The following is a 24,539-nucleotide window of genomic DNA, read 5'->3' as shown; positions in this document are numbered from 1 at the left end:
TTACTACACATTCAACCAGTATGTCATTTTGAAAATTAAGGCACGATTTTTAGGTGTCCATGCTTTAATATAATAATTAGGGATATTTTCAGCGAAATAATTATCAGTATATACTAAGAAGAAATCAGATACAGGGCGGAAACGCCATTGTAATCGTGAGTTAATATTGGTATTATTGGTTTGCGTATTATACTGGAAAAATGTGCTGAAAAATACACTTTTCGAGAAAGAGAGCTCAGCACGTGGGCCTACAAGCCAGTATTTTACGCTATTATAAGGCTTTGACATATCAATTTGAGTGTAGTTAAAATCTACTCCAAAGACCCCATAAGGCTGGTAACGATAACCAAGACTACCCTCTAAAAACAAACCAGTACCTTTTACACCTTGGGCTTTATTCGTGAAGTAATCACCTTTAGTGTAGCTAAAAGAGCCATTTAGGTTGTTTCTTTTACTACTTGTATAACCAAAGCTGATAAAATTTGAGCGATAATCACCAATTGGCAATTCTGCTACATTCTTAAAATTATCTGGATTTGGATTATTACTTGCATTGGTAGGGTCGAAAGTGGCAAATAAATGCGTAAAACTCCATCCTTTGGCTAAGTACACCTCTGAACCGGCCGCATTATTAGCAAATAAAAACACATTGGTTTCGCCATCTAAACGTTTTCCTGTTAAATCAAAAACATCGCTTCCTTCTGTACCAATTCCGTAAGCATTGATATATTTAACCACTTTCTTCGATTTTGGGTTAAGAATGATATTGGCTGGGCGATAAATCTGCCAGATACCCGTACGTGGCACAAAACCTACGTCGGCACGATAATTTTGTCCGATTCGTTGTACACCTAAATTAAGGTCGATGTGTGGGTGGTGGTAGCCCATAAAATGAGCTAAACTACCAGCATCTTTATTGTTTTCGGGTGAAAAAGATTGATGATAATAGCTTTCAGATTCAAAACGACTATCTTTTGAATAGAAATTAAATTCTAAACCTCCTACACGGTTGAATTTTCGATAACCAGATGTTTGCTCACTTGTTAGATTACTGAAATCATTTTCTTTATTGACAAAAATACCCCCCAAAGTAGAGCGATTAAGCAATTTTCGTTGTACAACGGCAACCGAATAATTGGCCGCAGGAAGATATTTATCTTCTCCGAAATTTACTTTTCTGGTTTGCATATTCATCAAGCCAATTCTCCAATTATCGTTGAGTTTCCCGCTTAATCTTGCCCCCGCCAAGATAGGTACTCGTTGGGTCAAACCCGTATTTGGATTACGCGTAATACCGATACGACGTGAGAAAAAAGGACGTGTATCAGGGAAACCAAAAGTGCCAAAAAGGTCATTGTTTTCTAGAAAAAATTGTCTTCTTTCTGGGAAAAACAATTCAAAGCGACTCAAATTGGTTACTTGTTTATCTACCTCTACTTGAGAAAAATCAGGATTTACGGTCAAGTCTAGATTGAGCGAAGGGGTTACGGCAATTTTTGCATCTAACCCCACACCCGCAGGCGTACTCGAAGTAGTTGGCAAGGCCTTTAGGTCAGATTCATTTCGTGGAAAATCTTTTTGAGAAGAAAACGAAACGAAAGGAATTAGTGAAACATTTGCTCCGGGTTTTGGTGGATTTTCGTCCCAAATCAGATTACCAGCGAAAGCCAAGTTGGCAGGGCGAAAATTTCTTGGAACGGGTCCCCAAGTAGATACCTCGTTGGCTTTTAATACATTTCTACCAAAGTTTACTCGCCATGAATTTTGTCCTTCCACTACCTTATAGCGAAGTGTTTTAAATGGAATTGCCATTTCAACCACCCAAAAATCATCGTGTTGCTTTACATGCGAATACCATTTATTATCCCAAAAATTAGAAGTTTCTTCTCCATTAAAAATCAAGCCTTCACGTTGTACGCCATAAGGGTTAATAGCAAACTGAAAACCATTAAGTTTATCTTTGAAAGTATCGAAATTTACTGTAAAAACATCACTAGTACCACCTTCGAAGTCACGTTTTAGAGAGGCAACGGTGTACATACTGCGGGGTTCATAACAAATCGCTCCAACGTATATAAAGTTATCGTCGAATAATACCTTAACCTCGGTTTGGAGTTTGGCAAAAGATGAATCGTAAGGACGATTCAGAAAGAAGTTTTTAGCAATTTCGGCTGTATTCCATGAGCCTTCATCTAATACACCATCTAATTTTAGAGCCTCCTTAGCTTTCTTGATGCGTATGGTATATTTTTCTTCATCTCTGTTTTTTGATTCTTGGGCAAATAATAGATTTATTCCCAATAGGATTACTCCTATGGTAAAGTATAGTTTTTTCATAAAGGATTTTAAAAAATGTAGTTTGTTGTCATTAGGTTTTAGAAGGCAAAGGTACGAACAAATTGCACTAAATCTTGCCTTTTGGTGTCTTTCCTCGCTGAAAATCGACTATATTTTCAACCACACCTTTCAGTAAATCTTTGCGTGCGTTTACACCCGCCCAAGCAATATGTGGCGTGATTATCGTATTTTTTGCCGTTAATAATGGATTTGATGCAGCGGGTGGTTCGGCAGAGAGCACATCAAGCCCTGCACCAGCAATACGACCATTGTTGAGGGCGTCAGCCAAATCTTGTTCATGAATCAATCCACCTCTTGAAGTATTTATCAAAATGGCCGATGGCTTCATTAAGTCCAGTGTTTGCTTATTAATAAGATTCTGATTTACAGGAGTTAATGGGCAATGTAAAGAAATATAATCGCTCTCTTGTAGAATTTTTTCTTGAGTACATAGCTCCACGCCTGTCATTCCACCCGAACTCAAATCTCGCTTATTTGCCAAAACTTTCATGCCAAATCCTAAGCCAATGTTGGCTACTTTCTTGCCAATATCACCCAAACCGATGATACCCAAAGTTTTCCCCTCTAACTCCACCAATGGATAATGATAAAAGCACCAATCGGCTGCAGAAGGCCATGTTTTATCAATATGCTCGGCGTGTTCGGCCACTCGGTTCGTAAAGCCTAAAATCAGAGAAAATACCAATTGAGCTACTGCTGCCGAGCTATAACCACGTACATTGGCTACCATAATGCCCTGTGATTTGGCTGCTTCAATATCAATGATGTTATAGCCAGTAGCTGTTACACCAATGTACTTCAAGTTTGGTAATTGCTTGATAGTCTGAGCACTAAGTGGGCATTTATTGGTGAGAATAATTTCGGCATCTTTAGCCCGCTCAACAATTTGGTCGATTGGTGTGCGGTCAAAAAGTGTAATATCTCCGAGTGTGTTTAGCACTGAAAGGTCTAAATCATTGAGCGGATTTAGGGTATAGGCATCAAGGAAAACGATTTTCATAAATCTTAGAATCTTAAAATTTGTCTCGAAATTATCACCTAAAATGTTCTTGTCAAAACACTTTATTGATGAATGGGAATTTCTTTTCAAAAACTTGATAATTAGTATTTTAAGTCAAAATTATTAGTTTTGTAATCATTGACAGATGTAGCTTCAAATAAAGCGGTAAATTCGATTCAATCTTTTCAAGAACCAACCTTAGTAGAAACCATGAAAAAACTATCCGATTTCTTTTATGCCCGTACGAATGGCTATTTAGTTTTAGGTTTATTAGCCCTTCAATTTGCCTTTTCGGGAGCTATTTTGCCTTATTTTCAGAAGCAATTCGACCCCGAATTGAATCGAGGTTTAATGGATTTAAGTTTTGGCTTTAGTGCCGAGCGTGGTTATCAAATTATTGAAAGTTATGGAGAGCATGGGCGAGCAGTTTATCTATTGGTAGAATCGCTGATTGATGTTGTTTATCCGATTATTTATACGCTTTCTTTTATTATGCTCATTAGCTTTTTATTCAAGAAAAATGGATGGGAAAAGCAACGTTTGGCTTTTTTTAATGTCATTCCTATTGGAGGCTTGACCTTTGATTTGCTTGAAAATACGGGAATCATTCAAATGCTGCGGGCTTTTCCAGAAAGAGTTGATTTCTGGGCCGCATTTGCCTCAAACAATGGCTTAATTAAATGGTTTTTTGCAGGAATAACCCTTCTTACTGTTTTAAGTGCCTTGGGAGCTTGGGGAGTAAAGGCTTTGAAAAATAGATAACACTCTAGAAGGTCGGCAAAGTTCAAAGCCTTGCCGACCTTGAAAATGAGATTCAACCTAAAATTCTAAAAATATGAAAACAACGATTATAACTTTCTTTTTTGCTTTAGCTTTGGTCTTTGAAAGTTTAGCAGGAACACTTCGTGGGGCATGGGAAATGCAGCCAGAAAGCAGTGGTTCTACCGAAAGAGCAGTAATGATTGCAACTGAGAATTACCTTTCAATAGCCATTTTTGAGAAAAATCTTTATATCCGTACCTACGGGGGGACTTATGAAATAAATGAATCAGGGTTTACTTTAACACTCGAATTTAACGACAAAAATCCTGAGAGCGTTGGGACGAAAGTTAGTTATAAATTTACAAGAAAAGACAACGAGTTTACCCTTGAAAATCAGGCAAAAGCTACTTGGAAACGAATTGATACTGGCAATGATGCTCTTTCGGGTAATTGGCGAATTACGGCTCGTGTAGGGCAAGATGGACAAATGACTGAAATGAAGCGTACGGCCAGAAAAACATTGAAAATTTGCTCAGGTACGAGGTTTCAATGGTTTGCAATTAACCCCGAAACTAAGGAATTTTTCGGCACAGGCGGAGGAACATACACCCTCAAAGATGGAAAATATACCGAAACACTTGAGTTTTTTTCAAGAGATAACAGTCGGGTAGGGGCGTCACTGACTTTTGATGCTAAGGTAGAAGCAGATAAATGGTACCATTCGGGTAAAAGCTCTAAAGGCGACCCCGTAAATGAAATTTGGGGAAAAGAAAAATAGCTTTTCCCAAGTATCTTTAGACTTGTTGCAAAGCCGCTTCTGCGGCTTTTTTTACAATTGCTAAGTCGGTTGCCCCTTTAAAGCCACTAAAACCACATGAGATAATAGTTTCATCATCTAATTGAATTGTTTGGCCACCTTCCCAACCCATGAGCTCGGGTAGTGGAATGCCAAAATCTCGATAATTAAGTTTATCGGTGAAAATCAAACGTTCAAATTCACCTGTTTTGTAGCCTGTTATCCAAACTTGGGAGGCTTTTCTATAAGCAACATCGTAGTATCGTCGGCCTTTTAATTTATCATCGCCCCAAATTTTTCCATAAATATTCCCTTCATGGTCAATAATACAAACTGCTACATTTCCTTCACAAATTTCCCAATCAGCTTGGCTACTTTTGTATGTAGGTACTTGAGCAGAAAGATTTTCAAGTATTTGATGAATCATCTGTTGGCGTTTTTGAGGTGTCATTTTAGAAGATATTTACGAATAACCAATTGAGAAAAAAGGCAGCAATCGTGGCTAATCCGATTGATAAAACATAAGAGCGAATTACGAAGCCATCTGCTTTGAAAATACCAAAAAGGTCTTTGGTAAAACCAAAGTAGGTGATTTCCAGTAAGAATGGTAACAAAATATATAAATGTTGGTAGTTCTGCCCCAGACTGGTGTTTTTGGTAAAATAAAAAATAAGCGAACAACTAATAAAAATCGGAATTATAAAAACCAATTGTATAACAGGAGCAATGCCTACTTTTCTGCCCGCTGTACTACTGGTCACAATCAAAATATTGAAAATGAAAGCTAAAACGGCAATTCCTAAATAGAGGAAGTACATTTTGTGTTTTGGTTAGGATATAATTTATTACTCGCCTCAAATCAATACAATATCGTTGGCATTTGCTACTTCATAATTGATGGTTTTGAGGTTTTCGGCTAACTCAACCGAAGAAACCTTTGTGCGGGCAACTGCCAGCATTTCGCCGTGATTATCAACAATTTCTACAACCTCTCCCATTTCAAAATCACCTTTTACTTTTCTTATACCAACGGCCAACAAACTACTGCGTTTTTGAATTGCTTTGGCTGCTCCTGCATCAATCTGTAAAGTTCCTACCGTAACGCTTCCACTGGCCAACCATTTGTTTCTTGATGAAAGATTTACTTCTTGTGCCGTAAACTCGCTTCCTGCATCGCCTTTGATAGCTTTCAAGATGCCATCTTGCTCTTTCATTCCGAAAATAATAACTCTGATTCCCATGCGAGTAGCGAGCTTCGTAAACGTGAGCTTTGAGGCCATGCCGCCCGAACCAAGTGCCGATTTACTATTATCAACTAAGCCAAGAATCTGATTATCAATATTTTCTATTTTGCGAATGATGTTTTTGCCTTTGTCAAGAAGTCCACCAACCGAAGTACAAATCATCAGTGTTTCTGCTCCGAAACCTGTGGCGATTAATGTCGCCAATTCGTCGTTATCCGAAAATTTTAACTCACGGTTACTCACTACGTCGTTTTCGTTGGCAATCGGAATAATATCGTTTTCCCACAATTCTTGGTAAGTTTCTTTCAACTGCAAAAACTGCTCACGGTTGCCAAAATGTTGACGTTCGCACAAGCTTTGGGCAATCTGAATGCCGTATTGTGAGAAGTATTTCGAGTAAATATTCAACAAAAGCGGGTTTCCGATGGCAGCCGCTGCTTTACGCTCGGCAATTTCGCCCGAATAATTTTTGATAAAATGCTTTCCAGCACCTACTGCACCAGAAGACACCATAACTATCTGATAGTCAGTGTGAAGAATGGCTACTTGGCGAGCAATATCGGCAATGATGGTTTCGTCAGGTTCTCCGTTTTTTTGAGTAATCGAAGCCGTTCCGAATTTTAGTATGAGGATAGGTTTTTGAATCATAATGGCAAAGATACGATTTTCAAACTACACAAAAAAAGCCTTGATAATCATTCGACTATCAAGGCTTTTGTGTTTTTGAGATTTAGAAAGAGTCACTAATAAAATTCAGTACTTTCTCTAAAGTCATTTCTTCTGATTCTTCGATTTTATCTTCATTCCCTGCGTGTTTATGGTGTGGGAACGTTCGTTCCCTCAGAGTCTCCGTTTTTCACGGGACTCTGAGGGCATTGGTCTGTCCTACTTAGACATCTTGATAATGGGTTAAAAATACAAGTTCATTTATTTCATTCAAATCATAAAATCTTGCTGATGAATGTTTATATTGTAAATAATCACTTGCTAAATACCATTTACCACTAACTGGATTTTTGTGCATATAATCTAATTTTTGAATGATAAAATTTTGATTAAAACACTCTTTTGCGTCATAACTTTCTTTAAATACTTGATGTAACTTCCCCTTTTTCCCTTCTTTGACTTTTACACCTTCTTCTAATTTTGTCAATAATGTTGTATTGCCTGCATGCTCTAATCTTTTGACTATTTCATACGCCATGAATCGCTTAGCATTACTGATAATTTTATAAAGTTCGGGTGCTTCTTTGGGTAAATAAAGCATACAATGCAAATGATTGGGCATGAGTACATAGCCTACTGTTTTTATACCTTGCTCTTGTAAGATTTTGAACCAACAGTAAATATTATCATATAGTTTTGTTTCTTCAAAAAGCGGCAACCACTTATGACAAGTAAATGTTATAAAATAGATTGTTGCTCGTTGGCTCTGCCTTACTTTTACTGCCATGAGTTCTATGTTTTTTTTCTTCTATTTACTAATTTGGTTTGCCTGAGCCCCTCGCCCCCCAGAGTCCCCTACGTGCCTTCGGGAGACTCTGGGGGAACTGGAAATTCTAAAATAGAGCCATCTTTTAGGATAACTCTTGCTTTAAACTCAGAAATTTGATTGTCTTTTCGGTTTAATAAAACTCGTTGCGACTGAATGATAGATTGGTATTTTTCCAATATTTCCTCCATCATTGATTCAAGGCTAAAAGGTCTTGTTGATAAGCATTTACAGCATCAATCGAACTTTCCCACGTAATACTATCATCTTCTTTTTCAAATACGGTATGTTGTTTGATTTGCTCAAAATTTTGACAAAAAATCTCGAAATTCATTCCATATTTTTGCTCAAAATAATCAACTCGACTTTTGTAGTAAGCTATTTTTTGTTGAATAATTCCTTTGGCTTGCTCTCGTGCGAAGTCTAATATACTCGAATAACCCAAACCATGTATTAATTGGGTGAGTGTTTCGGAGGTATTCGCTATTTCTACCATGTTTGTCTTGAGTTTTATACAAACATACACATAATCGAAAACTTTGTGCAAATTTTTTACACAAAAAAAGCCTTGATAATCTTCCGACTAGCAAGGCTTTTAGAAAATGAGTCAGACCCACGGTACAGACTCTATTGATAATTACGCCATTGCGAAAGTACCTTTACTTTCTGCACGTTTACGCTCGTTTTCGTCAAGATAAATCTTACGCATACGAATTGATTTTGGCGTGATTTCTAAGTATTCATCTTTTTGGATATACTCCATGGCATCTTCCAACGAGAAGTTGATTTTTGGAGCAATCTTAACGTTCGTATCTGAACCAGATGCACGCATGTTGGTTAATTGTTTCGCAGTTTGTACGTTCACAACGATGTCGTTTTGACGGTTATGCTCACCAATTACCATACCCATGTAAACCTCTTCACCTGGATCGATAAAGAACGCTCCTCTATCTTGTAATTTATCAATTGAATAAGGAGTTGCTGGACCGTTACCGCTAGCAATCAATGAACCATTTACACGACCAGGAATTGCTCCTTTGAATGGCTCATACGATTTGAAACGGTGGTTCATGATGGCTTCTCCAAAAGTAGCTGTCAATACACTCGAACGCAAACCAATCAAACCACGTGATGGAATATTGAACTCAAGGTGTTGTAAGTCGCCTTTTGGCTCCATAATCAACAATTCACCTTTACGTTGCGTAGCTAATTCGATAACTTTACCAGCGGTTTCTTCTGGAACGTCAACGACCAAAGTTTCGATTGGCTCTAAACGCTCACCGTTTTCGCCTTCTTTGTATAATACTTGTGGTTGACCAACTTGAAGCTCATATCCTTCACGACGCATGGTTTCGATAAGAACTGATAAGTGAAGAATACCACGACCAAATACTAAGAATTTATCTTCAGTATCGCCCGATTGAACTCTCAAAGCAAGGTTTTTCTCAGTTTCTTTCATCAAACGGTCGCGGAGGTGGCGTGATGTTACGAATTTACCTTCTTTTCCGAAGAAAGGAGAGTTGTTAATCGTAAACAACATGTTCATTGTCGGCTCGTCGATTGCAATACGTGGCAAAGCCTCTGGATTTTCCATATCAGCGATTGTATCACCGATTTCGAAATCTTCGATACCTGTAATCGCACAAATTTCGCCTGAAGCTACTTCTGTAACTTTTACTTTTCCAAGACCTTCAAATACTTGTAATTCTTTGATTTTGTTTCTTTTGATTGAGCCATCAGCTTTGCAAAGAGCTACTTGCATACCCTCTTTCAAAACACCTCTTGCTACACGACCAATGGCAATACGACCCACAAACGAAGAATAATCAAGTGAAGTAATTTGTAATTGAGCCGAACCTTCTACTACTGGAGATGCTGGAATGTGCTCAATGATAGCATCTAACAATGGAATGATATCGGTTGTTGGTTTTTTGTAGTCAGTACTCATCCAACCTTGTTTTGATGAACCATATAAGCAAGGGAAGTCAAGTTGGTCTTCGGTTGCTTCGAGGTTAAACATCAAATCGAAAACTTGCTCGTGAACTTCGTCTGGGCGACAGTTTTCTTTATCAACTTTATTTACAACAACGATTGGTTTCAACCCTAACTGAAGAGCTTTACCTAATACAAAACGAGTTTGTGGCATTGGTCCTTCAAAGGCATCAACTAATAAAATTACGCCATCGGCTAATTTCAATACACGTTCCACTTCACCACCGAAGTCAGAGTGACCTGGGGTGTCAATGATGTTAATTTTTACGCCATTGTATCTCACCGATACGTTTTTAGAAACGATAGTGATACCACGCTCACGCTCAAGGTCATTATTGTCAAGAATCAAATCACCGAATTCTTGGTTTTCTCTGAAAATTTTTGAAGCGTGAATGATTTTATCAACCAATGTAGTTTTACCGTGGTCAACGTGAGCAATGATGGCGATGTTTCTGATGTTATTCATTAAATGTAATTGTTTAGTTCGTGGCGTCAGCATTTACCCAACGCACGACGGATAAACAATGACGAAGAACAATATTTCTGTAATAAACCGCAAAATTAGTTAATAAAAATGAGAAAACCTTATGTAGTTCAGACAATCCCCTGATTATCAAATTGTTAATAAGAATAGTACAATTATTTTCGAAAAAATGAATAATTACTAATCCAACAGATGTCGATACTTTGTCGTTTTATAACCTTTAACCTAAGTAGTTTGGTAGATTTAGAAGTATTTTAATCTCGGCTAATATTTTTTTATTATAATTTTGTAGCGAAAATTTCAAGACCCTTGTTTATCAGCTAATTACGTTCAGTGAAACATTTATATCTAAAACTAAAAATTCAAACTTCCAAGTTATCATTACTTTGTTTGTTTGTAGTCTTTTGTTCTTTATCGGCCTTTTCCCAAACGTATAATCATGCTTCTGTTTGGTCAAGATTGCTAGTGAGTAAGCAATTTGGTAAATGGGCAGTATCGGGTGATGTTGCTTATCGTCGCCAAAATGATTTTCGTTATTCCAAATATAATTTTTTGGCGAAGCCCCTGTTAGATGCTCAGCGTATCACCGTTGGGTATCGTACAAAAAGTTTGTTATTTAATGTAGCTATTAGTCGTTGGCATGCTTATCAAATTTTGGGTAAAGAGGTAGATTTTGAAAAATTACCCACCGTTGAGTGGCGATTCACTCCTGGAATAGAGTATTTTAAGAATTTTAATAAATCTACTTTTCAGTGGCGTACACAGTATGAATACCGCTCTTTTGTGGATAGAACTGCTGGGCGTTTCAGACAGCGATTACAGTTTCGACAACCTATTTCTAAAACAAATAGTTTAGTGTTTCTACAAGAAGCTTTATTCGGGGCACCGCCAAATTCTACTAAGAAATATGAACAAAATCAATTAGGAGTTACTTTCAACCATAATTTCACGAAGCACTTAGAGTCGGAGTTAGGTTATCGATATATATTCCGCCGCCGTCGTACATCTGATGAAATAGATAATGAAAATGCTGTCGTGGTAGGTCTCATGTATCGTTTGTAGTTCTACATTAACCACTGCCAACTGAGTTAAAGTCAAAAAAATATAAGAAAAAGCAAATATTTCGTTAGTTAAGATAGTAAAAGTAGATTTACTTTGTTACATTATTTTACTCTATCCAAATCAAATTTATGAAAAAAATCTTTTTGCTTTTTTCACTTGTTCCTGCTGTAGTTTTCGGTCAGACAAAGCCCGTAAAACTAGTGCGTGATGATGCCAATAAGAAAGTGGATGTGTTGGTTGATGGGAAGCCCTTTACTTCATACATCTATCCAGGCCCTGAAGTGCTAAAAAAAGCAGTTTTGTATCCTGTTCGTACTTCTGAAGGCACACTGATTACGCGTGGTTGGCCAATGGACCCACGTCCGGGCGAGCGTATCGACCACCCTCATCATGTAGGAGTATGGTTTAATTATGAAGATGTAAATGGCCATGATTTTTGGAATAACTCAAATACACCTCCTAATCCGAAAGGGGTTTACGGAACAATCGTTCATACAGGTATTAAATCAGTAAAATCAGGTACAAATAAAGGTTCATTAGTAGTTACGGCCGATTGGTTGGATAAAGATGGAAAAATAATGTTGAAAGAAACTACAACTTATATTTTCCAAGGTACTGATAAACAACGCATTACTGACCGTATTACTACTTTAACGGCGGCTGATAAAGAGCTGACCTTTAAAGATGTGAAAGATGGGGCATTTGCTATCCGCTTAGCTCGCCAGCTTGAGCACCCATCAAATAAAGCAGAGGTCTTTACTGATGCAAGTGGTGTAGCTACGAAAGTACCAGTGCTTGATAATACAGGAATTACGGGAAGTTACCGAAACAAAGAAGGAATTGAAGGTGAAGATACTTGGGCAAAACGCTCTGATTGGGTGAACCTTCGTGGTAAAATTGGCGATGAGAAAATTTCAGTAGCTATCATCGACCACCCTAAAAATGTGGGTTATCCAACCTACTGGCACTCACGTGGATATGGGCTTTTCTCTGCAAATCCATTCGGACAAAAGGTGTTTTCTAATGGTAAAGAAGAACTTAATTTCAAACTTGCTCCAAAACAGTCAACAACCATGCGTTTTCGCTTAGTGGTAACTTCGGGTGAAGTTTCAGATGCAGAAATGAATAAATTAACTGCTGATTTTGCTAAAGTGCAGTGATAATATGGTCTTTAGAAGCGAAAAACGTGGCACATTATTAAAATGTGTCACGTTTTTTCATTATCACACCACGGGCGGTCCGGTCTACATTCCTAAATCGTAATTCGCCTTACGCAATACTCATTGCTAAAATCTGTTCAACAGCTTCAGGGGTAATATCGGCTTTTTCGCCAAAATTGACACCTCTTTCAATGAATCTTTGCTTAATTTTAGCAATAGTTTCTTGATTAACACCATATTCAGAAGCTTTGATTGGTAAGCCCAATGATTCATAAAACGCTCCTGTTTTCTGAATAGCTCCTGCCACTAATTCATCATCCGTACCACTTAAATTCCAAACTCTTTTGGCATATTGAATGAGTTTAGCTCTCTTGTCAACTTCTTTGAATTTTAATAAATGCGGAAGCACAACTGCCAGTGTACGGGCATGGTCAACCCCATGGAATGCCGTAATTTCATGTCCAATTTGGTGAGTTGCCCAATCTTGAGGTACACCTAATCCAATCCAACCATTGAGTGCTACCGTTGCCGCCCACATGAAATTGGCACGAGCTTCGTAGTCAGTAGGATTTTCGAGAGTTTTAGTGGCAACCTCAATGAGTGTTTGTAAAACCGATTCTGCAAAACGGTCTTGGATTTGAGCATCGACAGGGTAGGTCATATACTGTTCCATCACGTGTGTGAAGGCATCAGCAATACCGTTGGCAATTTGTCGTGGAGGCAATGAATAGGTAGTTTCCGGGTCTAGAATTGAAAATTTAGGATAAACCAATGGCCCGCCCATTCCTTTCTTTTCTTGCGTAGATTTCTTGCTAATTACTGCATAGTAGTTCATTTCCGAACCTGTGGCTGGTAATGTAAGCACCGCCCCCAACGGAATGGCTGTTTTATATTTTTCCTTTCCAGTTACAATTTGCCAAGCATCTTCTCCCTCAAAAGGAATAGCGGCAGCAATAAACTTCGTGCCATCGAGTACCGAACCACCACCAACTGCCAACAAAAATGTGATTTGCTCTTGACGCCCAAGCTCAACTGCTTGCATGAGGGTTTCGTAGGTAGGATTGGCTTCAATACCACCAAACTCAACGACGTTTCGGCCTTCGAGAGCTTTTTTTACTTGTTCATAAACACCATTTTGGAAAATGCTTCCACCGCCGTAGGTGAGTAGGATTTTGGCTTCAGTTGGAATTTGCTTGCCTAATTGGGCAATCTGACCTTTGCCGAAAAGTATTTTTACTGGATTTTGATAGACAAAATTATTGAACATTGGTTTTCTGTATGATGATTATATTCATGAAACAAAACAATTTTCAATAAAGTTTGAAGAAATAAGCGTGTCTCTGAATTAGAAATACTTATTTGGTAAATAAGAGTTGCTTATAAAATATGCTTTAAGATTTTTATTTTAATTTATAATCCTTCAATAAACTTTTCTTCGGATTTGATGAGAAATCCTTTTAAATCAATTAAATATAAATAAAAAACTCTATTTTTCGAGCTTTTGATGCTTAACGAAAAATAGAGTTTTCCTAAGCTAATTTATGGTGGAATTAGAATTTGACGATTTTACCAACCCACTGTTTATGGTCATTGGTAACTATAATTTCATAAATTCCAGCACCATATTTCCCAAAAGGAATACTGTTTTGTGCATTTTCATCGTTTAGTATACCTTCCCACAAAACATTACCACTTATATTGATTAAAGTTACTTTAAGAGGGTCAGTGCTACTAGTGATTAGATAAAGTATATCTTGAACAGGATTCGGAAAAGCCACTATTCCTAAAGGGTTGGCATTAAGGTCAATGTCATGGTCATTAGGATGACTATTTGTTACTATTTCATAATATGTTGGTAAGTTATCGTCATGAGGCTCATCCTGACGAATATTAGGAGGAGTGCTTGTTCCTAACGAAATAACTTCTATAGCCGAAACAAGTGGATTATCCAGAATTCTCTGGAATTGAATATTTAGTGTTCCATCGGAAACATAAACGTAGTAGCTTTTTTTCATCGCAACTTTAGTACCCACCAATGCTTTAATATCAAAGCCCGGAGCTACATTATTACCTTCAACAAGGATATTAAATACCCTATTTGCCGAACTAATGCTTTCTATAAAATATAGGTTTAATATATACCAACTCGCATCGTAGTACACAGGGAAATTCCAACGCATGTCATCACCGGTTTGGCTGTCACGTCTGAAGGTCTGAAACACTTGATTAGGTAAACTTGTTTTATTGGTTGTTACGCTACTAGTGCTAGTTGTACTTCCAGCGGCGGTAACATTGGTATACGGTGAAGGATTAGCATTGCTATCTTCTGTAAGTATGCCATTACTATCACCAATAGCTGGTCCTCCAGCGTTGACTCTATACATAGTTTGTTGTCCGGTAGGTATGCTTGCATAAAGGCGAACTTGAATCGTGCGATTAGTTACACCTCCAGTGGTATCAGAAGCCGCAAACGTTACATTGAATGTCATGTTGCTCGATTGTGGAGTAGCACTAAATGTACCAGTTCCATTACCATTATCTTTAAAATTAGCATAAGTAGGAATATTTAAAGCGGCTAGCTTTGGCACTCCACCATCAGGGTCAGAGGCTGAAATATTAAATTTCAATGAGCTACTTGCCGATAAGTTTTTATCACCTATAGGGGTAAAGATTGGTGGATTTACCATTGATTCATAGGCTCCGAGGTCATAAAAACCACCATTGGGTCTTTTATTTCCTTCAATATCAGTTGAAAGACTTATAAAATCAGGATTTATTCCAGCATTTATCGCAGGGGAGTTTATAGTAAGATGGAAATCTTTATCACTGAGAAATCCTACGCTGGTTGCACTATTTACTTTCAGATTATTTTTCTCATCAGCAGCTGCACCAAGTCCGTATACTATATATGAATTGATGCTTGATTCTGCCAATATATTATTATATATTCTTTTACTGGTTGTACTACCATAAATTTTCATTAAATCCTGACCAGATTTTACGAAGGTATTATTAGCAATGAGGAGATTATTCGTAGAAAAACGGTCATCGCTAAATAAAGCATTTTGGCCAACACTTTCAACTATATTATTGTATACAGATAGATTACCTAAAGGTTGTACAATCTGAATACCATTACCATTGCCAGATTTAATTTTATTACCGTAGAATTTACCACTTACAGAACCTAATTGCATACCATTATTTTGGAATGCCTCAAAAGGTGAAATACCATAATTGCTAACGGAATTATTATAAACTTCTGCGTCAGGTGCACATGCATACTGAATCCCATCAGCACCCGTATTGACTACGGTATTGTTGTAAATTTTGAGTTTCTCTATCAAGTGGGGGAATACAGTCCTTTTCTGACCACTACAAGTGATGACTTCAACATTGTAGAAACTATTGCCAATGTATAAACCCTCGCCTCCCGTATCATGTACGTAATTATCGTGAATCGAAACATCAGTCATAGTGAAGCTGCTTCTCCAAGTGCTAGGGTCACAATTAGGGTCGGTTTTAATGAGCATACCTGCGAAACCAGTATTTTTTACTTCTACACGCTCAACCTCACAGTTTGTACTCAAACCAGCGATTGAAAGGCCACTAGCAGTAGCTCCAGTTCCAGCGATTAAAAAGCCGTACTGGATGTCAGTACTTCCACTTCCAGTAACCTTGAAATATTTAGAACCTAAGAAGTCTAAAGCTCCGTAGTACTGATTATGAGCAATAGTAACTTGCCCCCCACAGTTTTTAATGATGATAGGTTGAGAAGCAGTACCAATAAAATTGACAAATCTAAGCAGTGAGTAGTTTCCTGCCTGAACGCAGATGACTTCACCTGGTTTAACATTCATTGTTTGGCCATTGTAAATGCCGCTGGCCGAAATTGTTCGACTACAGTTACAAGATTGGGCGTTTACACTTGAAATTGTATAGAAAAGGATACCTATCCAAACGGCAATTGTTTTTTTCATAGCAGCGAAATTTTTGTAGCTCGTGCAGTTTAACTAATTAAAAAAAATGTAATAAAGATTTTTACTTTTCGATATTAAGAAATGTTTTTTAACATCACTTTGTAAGGAGATTGTATGATATCGCTCGCGAAGTAGTACGAAGCAAATATAGAATATATAAACCGTAAAAGCAAGTTTTTTAAGCTTTTTATTTTACGTTTTTCACTTTTTCAATGGAAGCTATTTCGCATTAAGTTTTTGGCACTTCCTAAGTAATAAGCGACTACAGAAGCATGATTTTCATAAATTCACACCATGATATTTTGATATGAATTTATGAAGTTTCCATGAGATAGAATATCATTCGGGGATATCCATTCTTATTCGCCATTCTTTGGGCAAATAATTATTCATTCTATCACCAATTACTTTTATGAATCCTAAATTTAAACCTTGATAGCGAGTTAATAGCCAACCGTTTTGAGCGTTCTCTATATTTATATGCTCTTTTTTTAAGAATTTAAGAGCATCTTCTTTTGATAACTCTATCGCAGGTAGTTTTGGTGAAATGGCCGTGCTTAAGGCCAAATCATGACTTGGGATAAAGTCTTCACCTTTAAATTGTCCAATTTCAAAGCCAGACGAACGTTTTTGTAAAGTTCTGAAAAGAGTGGCATATTCATTGGTGAGTTTAGCAGGAATGGCAACAATCGAACCTTCGGGCTTTTCGTAAAATTCAAAGTTTTCTGGTTTTTCTAACCATTTCTTTAATAATTCAACTTTTCTTTGTGGTAAACGATTGAATTTGATTTTACCTCGGGCTTCGGTTTTAGCCCCTTGAGTTTTTTTAAAGACAGCTAAATAAAAACCTTCGCCTTTCGTGCGATGAGGGAAAAACTGATAACCCATACCTTTTTCTACCACTTGCCAGTCGGCTGGTATATTAAGCTTTACTTCTTCAAAATCAGCCGTTTGTGTAAGCCATTTGGCATTTTCTTGATTTTCTTTTTCGTTGTAGGTACAAGTAGAATAACATAAGTACCCATTGGGAGCAACGAGCATAGCTGCTGCTTGTAAAATACGTTTTTGACGTGCTGAGCAAAGCTGCACACTATCAACCGACCATTCGTTTCTTGCTTTTGGGTCTTTTCTGAAAAGACCCTCTCCTGAACACGGAGCATCGGTTAGTACTAAATCGAAAAACCCTTCCAAGTCGATTAATTCTTCTGGGTCATGATTACTTACAATATAGTTTGGAAAACCCCATTTTTCTAGATTTTCTTTTAGAGGAGCAATTCTACTTTTAATCACTTCGTTAGCCACTAATAGGCTATTTTCGTTGAGCATAGAAGCTAGAAGCGTGGTTTTTCCCCCGGGTGCGGCACAAAGGTCTAAAACTTTAAGGGGTTGTTTTAAATCTAATGTTTGTTTGATGGCTTCTGCCACAAACATTGAAGAAGCTTCTTGCACATAATACGCTCCCGCATGGAAAGCAGGATCGAGCGTAAAAATTGGTCTTTGAGCTAAATAATGGCCATCTGCATTCCATTTGACAGCCTCAAGTTCTTGGCCAAATAAAGTTTCGGTAGAAAGTTGTTTGTGCGGATTGAGCCTAATGGCTGTTGGAGCTTCTTTTTCAAGACTTTCAGCGAATGCTTGATATTCTTCTACACCTAAAAGGTGTTGCATTTGACTTATAAAATTTTCGGGTAAATTCATCCAATTAATTATTTGTAAAAGGTTGAAGGTTTTCACGCCATCAACTAAGCGAGTGCTTTCTTTTACAAAATTAAGTAAAACCGTTGACTAAATGATGATTATGCTTTATAAGTGATTGCTAAACACCTTTCGGGTTTTAAATTCGTCTTTAAGTTCATTTAAACAAGCCAAGCACAAACACGTTTCATCATGTTTGACCATTTCTCTGATGTATTGATTTTCTTCGAAGGTCATAGAAATACTTTGGCAGTCGCATTGGTGTATATTATTGGCTTTACATACAAATATTTTTCCACATCTAGGGCAACTACTTGGTGCATGTTTTTCCATTAATCAACATATTTCTTTTTCAATAGCTAGAAAATGAACAAAATCGCCCGCTCGGTTTTGTATCGGAAATATTTCGATTTGGCAATCATATTCTTCTCCATTCTTTCGATAATTTAAGACTTTTGATTTGAAATTTTCAAACTTGGTAAGCTTTTCACGAATGATCTTTCTGTTTTTTTCATTGGTTTTTTCACCCTGAAGCATAGATGGCTTATGTCCTACAATTTCTTCTGCTGAATAACCCGTTAGGTTGGTAAAATTCTTACTCACCCAGATAATTTCTTGGTAAAGATTGGTAATGACTAAGGATTTATTTTCAATTAATAAATTTCTAAAATCAAAATCTATTTGCCACTGGTATTGCTTTTTTAATTGGGCAAGCTGCTCGATATCTTCAGCGATTTGAAGTTGTTTAGAAAGTAAGGGGTGGGCAATACTCCAAGACAATAGGGGAGAGTGTACCTTGACACTTTTTTTTCGTGCTTGTATTCCTAAATACTCCATATGATTCGGTTTTTAGTTTTTTCTATGGTAAAAGTAGTTGGGCAACCCAAATGCTTTGTGATAAACCTATACCTTTTAACAACAATAGAGTCAGAAATGTTTTTAGGTAAAAAACACTTTTGATGGGAATATTTTTATCAAGAAGCAAACCCAATAGTAAAATTTCAATAAAAATGTGGCAATGATATTCGAGATAGTTGTCAATTCTTTGGGATAAGCCCCAAACAACCATAAATCTAATACTTTCGGCGGGTAAGAGAGTTAAGATTACTTTTGAGCAAAAGTATTATGAGTGAATCGAAATTGACTGGGCGGCCCCGCAAATTTTCAAAAAACTAAACTATTCATTGGTTTTAATGAAATTATTTATCCTTTATTTATATCAAATGCCCTCATAAATTTAAGAACATAATCGAGGTCCTTTGCTGTGGAATTTGAACGGAAATTTTAAATGATTTTTTTTGATATTATAAATCTCTTTCTTTCTTCTAATGCAGTTGAATGATTGTTAAGCAGCTTTTCAAGCTTCTTTTTTATCAATTTGTTTAACGAAGCAAAGGTAAATTTTGTTCGTAAATTCCAAAATTACAAAATATTTCCAAAATATGGAACAAATTAGTGGTATGGCAAAAACTAAAATGTTGATTATCAGTATATTATATTTTTGGCATTAGTATTGATATAGTATTTAATAGTTAAACGAATTTTTAAAATGGAAAATATATTCATATTTATATGTACTATTTTAGTTTTAAACTTCTGCTTTTATAAAGCTGAAGAAATCTCGTTAAACCCACAAAGTTCAGATGCTACAATTGAATCACCTAAATTTAGTGTTTCAATTCTTAACGGTCTTGACAAAACATTAAAATTTATTCCATTTAGAGTTGTTACTGAGCCAAATGGAGTATTAGAAATAACAAAAGAATTTGGTAACCATATCAAACAATTATCATTCAAAACAGAGAACAGATATATTGGAGACAGTTGATAGAAGTTCCATAGAAAATGAACATTGCTGAGCTATCGAATACTTTTATAGGGAATTATGAAAAATAAAACTCCTTTCTCATTGAAGAAAAAGGAGCTGTAGAAATAGATATTTAATTATATTTATAATTTTACGATTTTATTAACCCAGCGTTTTTGGTCATTATTTACAACAACATCATAAGTACCGGCAGTGTATTGTGCGAAAGGAATACTATTTTGGGTATTTCCATCGTTTAAAGTACCTTCCCACAAGATGTTTCCTCTCATGTTGATTAAAGTAACTTTAAGAGGTTCTGTGGTATTATTAGTATTTAAGTAAAGTACATCTTGAACAGGGTTAGGATAAGTCACTATTTCCACAGGGTTTTCTGTAACTTCAGCAACCTCGTTAGAATAATTGTTGCTTGCAATTTCGTAGTATTCTTGGAAATCATCATTATTAGACTGATTTGAAGTTCTTACACGAGCATTTGGAGGAGTACCTGTTCCCAATGAAACCACTTCTATAGCTGAAACAAGTGGGTTATCTAAAATTCTTTGGAATTGGATATTCATTGCTCCATCAGCTACATAAATATAGTAACTTTTTTTCAAAGCAACTCTAACACCTGCTGCTGCTTTGATATCAAAGTTTGGAGCTACATTATTTCCTTCAACGATGATGTTGAATACTCTATTTGCTGAACTTACACTTTCTATAAAATATAGATTTAACATATACCAACCAGCATCGTAATAAACGGGGAAGTTCCAACGCATATCATCACCAGTTTGGCTATCACGTCTGAAAGTTTGAAATACTTGATTAGGTAAACCTGTTTGATTAGTTGTTACGCTACTAGTACCACTTACGCTTCCAGCAGCCGTAACGTTTGTATAGCTTGAAGGTTTTGTGTTGCTATCTTCTGTAAGTATGCCATTGTTGTCAGTAAGTCCTTCGCCACCAGCGTTGATTCTATACATAGTTTGCTGGCTAGTTGGTAAACTTGCATAAAGGCGAACTTGAATCGTACGATTACTTACACCACCAGTTGCATCAGAAGCAGTAAATGTTACATTAAATGTAGTATTTGTTGATTGCGGAGTAGCAGTAAATGTGCCAGTTCCATTACCATTATCAGTGAATTTAGCATAAGAAGGAAGGCTCGATGCTGTTAGGCTTGGAGTGCCTCCATCTGGGTCAGATGCCGAAATATTGAATGATAATGCAGTATTTGCAGATAAATTTTTATCGCTAATAGGAGCTAAGATTGGTGGATTTACCATTGATTCATAAGCTCCCATGTCGTAGAAACCACCACTAGGTCTTTGATTTCCTTCAATATCAGTTGAAAGGCTACTAAATTGAGGGTTTATTCCCGTATTTACCGCAGGTGAATTGATTTTAAGATGGAAATCAGTTGAGCTTACAAAGTCTACATTAGCAGTGCTACTTACTTTCAAATTATTTTTTTCATCAGCAGTTGCACCAAGTCCGTATGTTACATATACATTGGTAGCTGATTCTGCTAAAATGTTGTTGTATATCTTTTTTGTACTTGTATTACCATAAATTTTTAAAAGTTCGATTGGAGATTTTACGAAGGTATTATTCGTAATCAATATATTATTAGTTGAACTACGATCATCACTGAATAAAGCACTTTGACCAGCACTTTCAACTACATTATTATATACTGATATATCACCTATCGGTTGTGTAATTTGGATACCATTACCAGTACCAGATTTGATTTTATTACCGTAGAATTTACCACTTACAGCTCCTAGTTGGATACCATTATTTTGAAATGCTTCGAAAGGTGCAATGCCATAATTGCTAATAGAATTATTGTAAACCTCTGCTTGAGGAGCACATGAATATTGAAGCCCGTCAGCACCTGTATTAGCAATAACATTATTGTAGATTTTTAATTTCTCTATCAAGTGAGGAAATACAGTGATTGTTTGACCATTACAGGTAATGCTTTTTCCATTGTAGAAGCTACTACCTACGTATAAACCTTCGCCACCAGTATCATGCACGTAATTGTCATGAATCGAAACATCAGTCATAGTGAAGTTGCTTCTCCACGTGCTAGAGTCACAATTAGGGTCGGTTTTAATGAGCATACCTGCGAAGCCAGTATTTTTTACTTCTACACGTTCGATTTCACAGTTTGTACTTAAACCGGCGACTGAAAGGCCACTAGCATTAGCACCAGTTCCAGCGATTAAAAAACCGTACGGAATATTAGCACTTCCACTTCCAGTAACTTTGAAATATTTAGAACCTAAAAAGTCTAAAGCTCCATAATATTGATTGTGAGCAATGGTAACTTGTCCACCGCAGTTTTTAAAGATGATAGGTTGAGACGCAGTTCCGATGAAATTGACAAACCTTAATAGTGAATAGTTTCCAGCTTGAATACAGATGACTTCACCTGGTTGAACATTCATAGTTTGTCCGTTGTAGACACCACTTGCCGAAATTGTTCGGCTACAGTTACAAGATTGTGCGTTTACGCTTGAAATTGTACAGAATAGCATACACATCCCAAAAGCAATTATTTTTTTCATGGCTGTAGAATTTTAGTAGCCCGCGTAGAGCTAACCAATTAGACAATAAAAAATAATTTTTACTTTTTGGAATGAAGCGACATAGCTTGGCTATATTGCTTTAATGGTAGATTATAAGGTATTACTTAATGGGAAGTATGATATAAATGTATAATTCGGATTTTGAAAAAACAAACAAATTGTTGAATTTTTTTTAGAAAAAATATTAATGTAGTGAGCACGATAGGTATTACACAAAAAAAGCTCTTTCCAAATAGTTAGGAAAGAGCCTTTTATATCGTGTTTGCAACTAATCAATTAGATTTGAACTCTCTTGAAAGCTGTGATTTTCAAGCCTTTTACAGTTTTTTCTAATAATTGAGCAATTGTGATTGAGTTATCTTTTACGAATTCTTGGTTCAACAAAGTGTTTTCTTTGTAGAATTTACCCAATTTACCCATCGCAATTTTCTCTAACATCGCTTCTGGTTTGCCTTCTTGACGAGCAACTTCCATACCGATTTCGATTTCTTTTTGTACGATTGCTGGGTCAACATCGTCTTTGTCAAGACCTACTGGCTTCATCGCTGCAATTTGCATCGCTACGTCTTTACCAACTTCAGTCACATCATTACCTTGTGTGTTATCAAACGCAACCAATACACCTAATTTACCAGTTGAGTGAGCATAAGATACTACTTGCTCAGCTTCTACGTGTTGGAACTCAGTGATAACGATTTTCTCACCGATTTTACCTACTAACTCAACGATACGCTCTTCAACTGTACGGCCATCAGAAGTAGCAAGAGTTAATAAAGTTTCTTTATCTTTAGTATGGTGTTTAACGCCTACTTGTAAAATTTCGTTAGCTAATTCACGGAATGATTCAACTTTAGAAACTGGTTCTGTTTCACAAGCTAAAGCTAAAATTTTAGCACTCTTACCGCTATCGCTTACGTCAATTAATACTACACCTTCGTTTGTTTCGTTATCAGCACGTTTTGCTGCAACTTTTTGTCCAGCTTTACGGAGTATTTCAACTGCTTTGTCGAAGTCGCCTTCAGCTTCTGTCAAAGCTTTTTTACAGTCCATCATACCCGCTCCTGTCATTTGACGGAGTTTGTTTACATCTGCTGCTGTGATATTCATTTTATATTTTTATTAAGTTTGTATTAATACTTTGTCATTTTGAAACAGAACAGCCCAAAACTTTCGCTTCGGGCTATTCTATTTTGATTATATCATTAGCCTTATATTAAGCTTCTGTTTCTTCTTGTGCAGGGGCAGCTGCTTCTTCTGGAGCAGAAATGATTGCTTTTGCTTCATCAACTGCACGCTTTGCATCTTCTTCTTCTTGTAATGCAGCGTTATCTTTGTCAAGTTTACGCTCCATGATACCTTCTTCGATTGCCTTACCGATAGCCAAAGTGATTAAAGCTACTGATTTGTAAGCATCATCATTTGCTGGGATTGGGTACTCAACCGCTTCAGGGTTAGAGTTAGTATCACAGATAGCGATTACTGGAATACCTAAACGGTGTGCTTCAGCAACTGCAAGGTGTTCACGCTTAACGTCAACGATAAATAATGCAGCTGGAAGTCTTGAAAGGTCAGAAACACCACCTAATAAACGCTCTAATTTGATACGCTCACGGTCTAACATTAGACGCTCACGCTTAGCGATATTTTTAGCAGTAGCTTCGTCTTTCAACATACGCTCTACATTTTGCAATTTCTTCAAAGATTTTTTGATAGTTGCAAAGTTTGTAAGCATACCACCTAACCAACGCTCAGTTACGTATGGCATTTTCAAGCGACGAGCTTCTTCAGAAACGATTTCTTGAGCTTGTTTCTTAGTAGCTACGAACATGATTTTACGGCCAGAACGAACGATACCTTTTACAACTTCTTGTGCATCTTGTAAACAAGCAAGAGTTTTGTTAAGGTCGATGATATGGATTCCGTTTTTCTCCATGAAAATATATGGAGCCATTTTGGGATCCCATTTACGGGTAAGGTGACCAAAGTGTACACCTGCATCTAATAATTCTTTGTATTCTAATTGTGCCATTTGACTAAATTAGTAAAAGGTAAATAATAAATTAAACTACGCAGCACAGCACACCGGACACGATTAAGTGCTGTC

General features: G+C 36.8%; 23 protein-coding genes. 5 read left to right on the top strand and 18 right to left on the bottom strand.

The features are described 5' to 3' along the window. Positions 1-3: 3 nt before the first annotated feature. Entirely contained in the window at positions 4-2,337 is a 2,334-nt protein-coding gene (locus A6M55_RS09920) for a DUF5916 domain-containing protein (RefSeq protein WP_015028250.1), read from the bottom strand. A gap of 67 nt (positions 2,338-2,404) precedes the next feature. Then, positions 2,405-3,358, bottom strand: a complete 954-nt coding sequence (locus tag A6M55_RS09915) for a D-2-hydroxyacid dehydrogenase (protein WP_064197451.1) — start codon at positions 3,356-3,358, stop codon at positions 2,405-2,407. A gap of 210 nt (positions 3,359-3,568) precedes the next feature. Here A6M55_RS09915 and A6M55_RS09910 point away from each other — a divergent pair, with 210 nt between their 5' ends. Beyond that, positions 3,569-4,120, top strand: a complete 552-nt coding sequence (locus A6M55_RS09910) for a hypothetical protein (RefSeq protein WP_156511024.1) — start codon at positions 3,569-3,571, stop codon at positions 4,118-4,120. 73 nt (positions 4,121-4,193) lie between these two features. Continuing rightward, positions 4,194-4,898 (top strand): hypothetical protein, encoded by a 705-nt coding sequence (locus A6M55_RS09905; RefSeq protein ID WP_064197449.1) that lies wholly within the window; start codon positions 4,194-4,196, stop codon positions 4,896-4,898. A 16-nt stretch (positions 4,899-4,914) separates the two neighbouring features. On the opposite strand, the gene A6M55_RS09900 is transcribed toward A6M55_RS09905, so the two are convergent. The 8 genes from A6M55_RS09900 to typA all read right to left on the bottom strand — a co-directional run bounded on the left by A6M55_RS09900 (position 4,915) and on the right by typA (position 10,110). Next, positions 4,915-5,367 carry a heme-binding protein gene (locus tag A6M55_RS09900; RefSeq protein WP_064197448.1) on the bottom strand — a complete coding sequence of 151 codons (453 nt, stop codon included), beginning with the start codon at positions 5,365-5,367 and terminating at the stop codon, positions 4,915-4,917. Position 5,368: 1 nt separating this feature from the next. Beyond that, positions 5,369-5,734 (bottom strand): hypothetical protein, encoded by a 366-nt coding sequence (locus A6M55_RS09895; protein WP_064197447.1) that lies wholly within the window; start codon positions 5,732-5,734, stop codon positions 5,369-5,371. Positions 5,735-5,770: 36 nt separating this feature from the next. After that, a complete protein-coding gene (gene proB, locus A6M55_RS09890) occupies positions 5,771-6,805 on the bottom strand; it encodes a glutamate 5-kinase (protein ID WP_064197457.1) in 1,035 nt (344 codons plus the stop codon). Between the two features lie 85 nt (positions 6,806-6,890). Then, positions 6,891-7,004, bottom strand: a complete 114-nt coding sequence (locus tag A6M55_RS17700) for a DUF6516 family protein (protein WP_374755375.1) — start codon at positions 7,002-7,004, stop codon at positions 6,891-6,893. Positions 7,005-7,049: 45 nt separating this feature from the next. Next, positions 7,050-7,613 carry a transposase gene (locus tag A6M55_RS09885; protein WP_156511023.1) on the bottom strand — a complete coding sequence of 188 codons (564 nt, stop codon included), beginning with the start codon at positions 7,611-7,613 and terminating at the stop codon, positions 7,050-7,052. Between the two features lie 68 nt (positions 7,614-7,681). Further along, entirely contained in the window at positions 7,682-7,846 is a 165-nt protein-coding gene (locus A6M55_RS17305) for a hypothetical protein (RefSeq protein ID WP_156511022.1), read from the bottom strand. Further along, positions 7,843-8,148 carry a hypothetical protein gene (locus A6M55_RS09880; RefSeq protein ID WP_064197445.1) on the bottom strand — a complete coding sequence of 102 codons (306 nt, stop codon included), beginning with the start codon at positions 8,146-8,148 and terminating at the stop codon, positions 7,843-7,845. Before A6M55_RS09880 ends, A6M55_RS17305 begins: the two co-directional genes overlap by 4 nt. A gap of 141 nt (positions 8,149-8,289) precedes the next feature. Continuing rightward, a complete protein-coding gene (gene typA, locus A6M55_RS09875; RefSeq protein ID WP_015028242.1) occupies positions 8,290-10,110 on the bottom strand; it encodes a translational GTPase TypA in 1,821 nt (606 codons plus the stop codon). 351 nt (positions 10,111-10,461) lie between these two features. On the opposite strand from typA, the gene A6M55_RS09870 reads away from it, so the two are divergent. Further along, entirely contained in the window at positions 10,462-11,190 is a 729-nt protein-coding gene (locus A6M55_RS09870; protein ID WP_082892978.1) for a DUF2490 domain-containing protein, read from the top strand. Between the two features lie 128 nt (positions 11,191-11,318). Further along, positions 11,319-12,350, top strand: coding sequence for a PmoA family protein (locus tag A6M55_RS09865; protein WP_064197443.1), 1,032 nt, complete (start codon positions 11,319-11,321; stop codon positions 12,348-12,350). A gap of 109 nt (positions 12,351-12,459) precedes the next feature. On the opposite strand, the gene A6M55_RS09860 is transcribed toward A6M55_RS09865, so the two are convergent. The 5 genes from A6M55_RS09860 to A6M55_RS09845 all read right to left on the bottom strand — a co-directional run bounded on the left by A6M55_RS09860 (position 12,460) and on the right by A6M55_RS09845 (position 18,862). Continuing rightward, positions 12,460-13,617 (bottom strand): iron-containing alcohol dehydrogenase, encoded by a 1,158-nt coding sequence (locus tag A6M55_RS09860; RefSeq protein ID WP_015028239.1) that lies wholly within the window; start codon positions 13,615-13,617, stop codon positions 12,460-12,462. 283 nt (positions 13,618-13,900) lie between these two features. Next, on the bottom strand, positions 13,901-16,330 hold the full coding sequence (locus A6M55_RS09855) for a malectin domain-containing carbohydrate-binding protein (protein WP_064197442.1): 2,430 nt from the start codon (positions 16,328-16,330) through the stop codon (positions 13,901-13,903). 339 nt (positions 16,331-16,669) lie between these two features. After that, a complete protein-coding gene (locus tag A6M55_RS09850) occupies positions 16,670-18,028 on the bottom strand; it encodes a methyltransferase RsmF C-terminal domain-like protein (RefSeq protein WP_015028237.1) in 1,359 nt (452 codons plus the stop codon). Positions 18,029-18,133: 105 nt separating this feature from the next. After that, positions 18,134-18,358: a cysteine-rich CWC family protein gene (locus A6M55_RS17695; RefSeq protein WP_082892977.1), complete on the bottom strand. Its 225-nt coding sequence runs from the start codon at positions 18,356-18,358 to the stop codon at positions 18,134-18,136. 3 nt (positions 18,359-18,361) lie between these two features. Continuing rightward, positions 18,362-18,862 carry a PAS domain-containing protein gene (locus tag A6M55_RS09845; protein ID WP_064197441.1) on the bottom strand — a complete coding sequence of 167 codons (501 nt, stop codon included), beginning with the start codon at positions 18,860-18,862 and terminating at the stop codon, positions 18,362-18,364. Between the two features lie 712 nt (positions 18,863-19,574). On the opposite strand from A6M55_RS09845, the gene A6M55_RS09835 reads away from it, so the two are divergent. Further along, on the top strand, positions 19,575-19,853 hold the full coding sequence (locus A6M55_RS09835; protein WP_015028234.1) for a hypothetical protein: 279 nt from the start codon (positions 19,575-19,577) through the stop codon (positions 19,851-19,853). 122 nt (positions 19,854-19,975) lie between these two features. Here the strand turns inward: A6M55_RS09835 and A6M55_RS09830 are convergent, their stop codons facing one another. From A6M55_RS09830 to rpsB, 3 genes are all read right to left on the bottom strand, one after another. After that, positions 19,976-22,414, bottom strand: a complete 2,439-nt coding sequence (locus A6M55_RS09830; RefSeq protein ID WP_082892976.1) for a malectin domain-containing carbohydrate-binding protein — start codon at positions 22,412-22,414, stop codon at positions 19,976-19,978. Between the two features lie 297 nt (positions 22,415-22,711). Continuing rightward, positions 22,712-23,542 carry a translation elongation factor Ts gene (tsf, locus tag A6M55_RS09825; protein ID WP_015028232.1) on the bottom strand — a complete coding sequence of 277 codons (831 nt, stop codon included), beginning with the start codon at positions 23,540-23,542 and terminating at the stop codon, positions 22,712-22,714. Positions 23,543-23,648: 106 nt separating this feature from the next. Further along, positions 23,649-24,464, bottom strand: coding sequence for a 30S ribosomal protein S2 (gene rpsB, locus A6M55_RS09820; RefSeq protein WP_015028231.1), 816 nt, complete (start codon positions 24,462-24,464; stop codon positions 23,649-23,651). Positions 24,465-24,539 lie beyond the last annotated feature (75 nt).

Source organism: Emticicia sp. MM, from assembly GCF_001649495.1.
The sequence above is the reverse complement of the archived record's forward strand: the minus strand, read 5'-3'. Positions and strand labels throughout refer to the sequence as shown.